Genomic DNA, 4956 nt, shown 5'->3' on the forward strand with positions numbered 1-4956 from the left:
CGGTGGCACCGCTCTCGTTCATCACCAGCGCGTCGACGGTGCCATCGTTGAACGCGTTGGTGACACGCACCACCCCCGCCTTGCCGATCGCTGAAGCCGCCCGCCGGCCGAGCGTACCTACGGGGGCGCCGTCGCCGTCCCGCCCGCTGTAGTCGACCTTCAAACCCCGTCCGGTCGCTTCTCCCAGGACGTATCCTTGGTCGGCAAGCCTGTATTCGATCCAGTCGATCGGGGATATGGGCAGGCGGCCGAGGTCGCTATTTAGGATCAAGTCCCTGGCCCGTTGCCAAGCATCGGCCGCCGCGGAACCCAAATCGTCGTCGCTGAGGTGGTGGCGGTCCTTCTCCCCATAGGGGGACCCCACCATAATGTCGCGTGACCGGTCGAGATACCGCAGCAGGAGGTCCCGGAAGTCCGCGCCGACATTGTCCCCCGGTTGCAGCCCCATGTCCTCGGTATAGGCTTCCAGGAACGAGCCCATGGTGTTGGCCAACGCCACGACCGGCTTCCAAGGGCCCAGGTACTCGACCAGGTCGTCGGCAGGAACACCACCGGCGGTCTTGCCTTCCATGAGAAGGCGGTCGCGAGACTCCGCCTTGTGGTCCAGCCACTCCAGGGCATCGGCCAGATTCTCGACCTGGACCTGATCGAAACCGGCTATTTGACCCTGCAGCGCATCCAGCCAGCGGCCCGCCAGCGGTGCAGCGCTGATTCCGGTGAGCACTTCCCGGCTGGTACCCGCCGCTTGAAGAAGGAGGTCCTGCCAATCCTCGGCGGGCCTGGTGGCGCCGCCGGCGGCTTTGACGGCATCCAACAACGGCGCATTCTGAGCATCGCGGCCCAGGTGGCGCAGCGCCTGGTCGGCGACGTGGTCCGCTTTCAGGGCCAGCAAGCCCTGGGCGACCACATTGTGCATCAGGGCTGTGAAGTTGATCGACCCGCAATCCAGGGCGCTGTCTTTGCCCATGGCACGCGCCGTCGCCCTCAGCCGGCGCTCGACCCTGTCCACGGCGTGGCCCTTTTCGCGATCGAATTCGGCGATCGCGGCCATGCACTCGGACAGCTGCGCGGCCAGCATGTCATCCACCGGCACTTCGGTGGACCGGAATTTCACGCCGTCGAAGCTGCGTTCCAGCCTGAGATACTCGCCGCCTTCGGCCAGCAGGGCGGCGGCGGCCTGCTGCAAGGGCACACCGCCATGCGCCAGGGCCTCCAGTCCGCCCGGCACCTTACCGAGGGCGGTGCGGGCATAGAGATCCAGGACTCCGGCCCGTTTCGCATAGGTGGCGGAGTCGAAAGAGGCCTGGCCGGCCCGGGATACCAGCGTCCGGATGAACGCCGCGCGATCTGGCTGGTCCCCTTTCGCCGGACCCCGCTGCTGCTTGTCGGCGGTGCCCGCGGCCTCATGGCTTTCCGACAGATGGATAAAAGCGTCCGGGGCGACGGATCGCATCGCGCTGCGCCGCAGGGTGTCCCGCCCCGCGATCGTCTGGAGCTGCGGATAGGAGGTGAGGATCAGATCGAAGCCCTGGGGCAGGCGTCCGTGGCGGGCGACCTCGGCCAGAAGCTGGTCATGATCCTTGGGGGTGGCGAGGTCCCGGCCATCGTCCAGGGGAATGGCGTTCTGACCCTTGAGGTCGCTATTGGTGACCAGGGCATTGACAGGTCCAACGCCGACATCCGCGAGGTCGCGCATGAAGTCGCGATAGAGGTGCGGTCCTTCTGTGACCAGTACGAAAGGCCTTCCTTCTCGCTGGGCTTCCCTGAATTCCAGGGCCGCGTCACGCCCTTTCCCACCCCCCGTCTGCTTGCCATTGATGAAGGCCCCGCCCCGTTCCCGCGCCAGCCTGTTCAAGGCGTAGGTGTCGATCTGTTCGGCACCCACGACCTCCCACAGCGCTTCCTTGGACGAGAAGCCCAACGCGTCGGCGACGAACGCGTCGACGTCGCCGTATCGCTGCCTAACCCTGGCCAGCGCCTTATGGGTGGACTTGGCCAGGGATCTCGGCATGACCATACCCATGCGCGGTCCCTGAGACAGGGGCAGGTAAGGAACTTGAGCCGTGGATGGCCCCTTGGGCCGCTCCTTCAGCCTGTCGGCAGGCAGCGCAGCCAGGTCAGCATATCGTCCACCGTCTCGCCCGCCATCTCCTCCAGCGCGGCCATTTCCGTCGGTAGCGGCTTGGTCTTCCGTTCCTCCTGGGGGCCGAACATCGTCCATAACCGGGTCCTCAACCCCAGATCGCCCCGAAGCAGGTCCGATACCTTCGTTCCCGGCCTGAAGGACGGAGCTCGCACGATGCCCAAGGTTTCCAACCAGTTCGGGATTTCCTGGGGCAGGAAGCCCTGGGCTCTGCCCCGCGCCTGCAGGTTGTCCGCGATCAGGTCCGGTAGATCCGGCCTCCGCAGGTGTGACGACAGAGGCAGGGCCAAGGTCGGACCCATCGCCGGCGTCCAATGGCGATGCGGCCGATGCGCCATCATTGCCAGCCAGCCTGGCAACGGTCGCGGGTCCTTCTCGGTGATGGCCGTACTCATGCAGGAATTCCTCGACTTGTGACCAGGTGGACAATCTCTGTGGCGGTACCGCCATGGGCAGGGGTGCCGTGGCCCCATTGCCTGTGCTTCCGGGAAGCTTGCGACCCTCGATCACGACCAGGTCGACGGGCCATCCGGCTCCCTGGGAGCGGTACAGCCCGCCATCGATCGTGACGTGCCGCGCCACGTTGTAGCGGGCGTGCAGCGTCGCCCAGAAGGCACGCTGCTGGGGCTCCGCATAGGCCCTTGTCAGGGTGTCGTCATCCTGGGGGCCATGGGGAGACCCAGCGTGACGGACGATCAACACGGCCACACCGTCGTCGCGCAATGCCTCCAGGGAACGGAGGCTGATGACATGGTCGCGAACCGGGGAGGCGAACGGCAATCCGTCACCGGCTGTGACCTCATAGCGGGGCGAGGACTGGCCGGGAGCCGCAAGAGTGCCGAAGGGTGGATTGGCGACCAGCCTGTCCAGCGACTTGTCGGGGAACACCTGTCCCGTCAAGGCATCGATGGCCGTCGCCTGGATGCCGGCGGCGCGCAGTTGATCTCGCCGGACCGGATCGATCTCGTTGGCCCGGATGGCGCCCTTCGGCGCCTCGAAGAGCAGGGCTCCGTTTCCTGCCGTGGGTTCGCCGATGGTGCTGCCGTCGGGAAGGGCGCGCAGGCCTGCAAGCCTCGACACCAGCAACGCGAGCGGAAGAGGGGTCGAGTACTGGTTCAGCTGGATGCTGGCGGAGGTCCTGTGATTGAGGGATGGCAGGCGGCCTTGGAGGTCGATGACCGCTTTCAGCGCGGCGCCATCGTCCAGCGTCGCGACGGCCTCGCCGGCGACCTGGACAAGGGCCGCCTCGGCCGCCTCCTGGATGTCGCGGTCGGCCAGCCGTGCCGGCGGGCGCTCCGTTCCCACCGTTCCCGTCCCAGACCCGTTCACCGACAACATGGCGTGTTCGCGCAAGTCTGCCAGGGACTCGAATGTCCCCCCCAGTCGTAAGTGGCTGGCAATGGTGTCCACGAGACGGTCGCGCTCTGACGGCGAAAGGGCGCCATTGGCCGATTGCAGGCGGAAGGCCTTGCCTTGCCCTGGCACCGTACCGAGACCGTCCTGCTGCCGGCGTTGGAATGTCCACCACACCGGAGCGATGTTGGCCAAGCGATTGTCCAACTCTCGCAGGCCTTGCAGTGTGGCGCTGTAGCCGGCCGGCCCCGCCGCGACAGTGTCGAGGATGGCCCCGGCCACAAGGCGGCGCTGCAGGGCGGTTAATCTGCCACCATCGACGCCCGGCTCGCCCAGACCTGCCGCCAGGGCCAGCATGTTCCAGTGATCAGCGGCCGCCAGCCCGGGCGCCAACGCGGTTTGCACGCGGCTGCGCTGGGACCCGGACATGGGGAGGGCATCCAGGAATTCCGTCACCTTGGCCGAAAGCCCTGTGAAATTGAGGTAGCGTCCTGGCCCAGCCATCCAATCGACAATGGCGCCCCGCCCGGATGGCTCATCCCCGTTGGCGACGGCGAGGGCGGCACGATAGAGCATGGGCACGCCAACGGCATAGGGTTGGACCGCGTACCCCGCCAGCCTCTCTTCCAAGGCCTGCCTGGTAGCCTCGGGCAAATCATCAAGATCCGGCATTGGCCCGCCGCACAAGCGCGACGCCTGCAGCAAGCCCGCTTCCACCGCTTCCGGCCGGTACCAATTTCCTTCCAACCGCTGCGGGTCGGAAGGTTGGCCGTAACTGCGGGCCAAGCTGAAGGCGGCTCCCGGCCTGATGCCAACCGGCTCACCGATCAACGAGAGCAGGTTCAAGGCCTCCGTCTGGCTTTGCCGCATCGGCACCGCCGCGGCACTGCGCGCGAAGGCGACAAGTTGGGGCCCATGCCGGGCGACATCCAGCAAGGGGGCAAGGCTGCGTCGCAGACGGTCCGCGGCGGTCGTCGACATTTCCCCGGCAAGCGTCCCCGCGGCTTCGGCCAGCTGCGTCCCCAGGGGCGGCAAGGCCGTACCCTCGGGGTGGGTCAAGTAATGTATCTCCTGCAGGCCGTCGAGGAGGGCGAGGCCGGATGCTACCGCCGCCGCCGTCTCAACGGGGTCGCGTGGCCATTCCCCAAGCCGGTGGACGGCCTCGTAAAGGTGGGTGATGATCCGGGCTTCATCGGCGACCTGGCCGGCCAGGGCCAGGCCGGCATCCAACCGTGGCCCGACAGCCGTGGTCCGGCCCACACGGTCCGCCAGCCTGGTGGTGAAATCCAGGGCTGCGGCCTTAACCGCGAGCGGATGCCAGGCGCCGAACTCCCCCACCAGGGGAGCGTCGTTGACCAAGGCAAAACTGCGGCTGATCGGCGGCCCAATGGGGACGCCTAAGGCGAGGCTGGATTGGGTCGGAACATCTGGATAATCCGGTGCCGGCTGGTACCGGGCGG

Annotated in this window: 1 protein-coding gene; it reads right to left on the reverse strand. The window is 67.0% G+C overall.

Translation table 11 applies throughout. The annotated features are described in order from the left end of the window. Window positions 1–4855 (reverse strand): strawberry notch family protein (locus tag I55_RS32895; protein ID WP_199902524.1); only part of this gene is annotated, 4855 nt, incomplete at its 3' end. Window positions 4856–4956: the final 101 nt, after the last annotated feature.

The organism is Azospirillum sp. B4 (genome assembly GCF_000333275.1).
GTDB lineage: Bacteria > Pseudomonadota > Alphaproteobacteria > Azospirillales > Azospirillaceae > Nitrospirillum.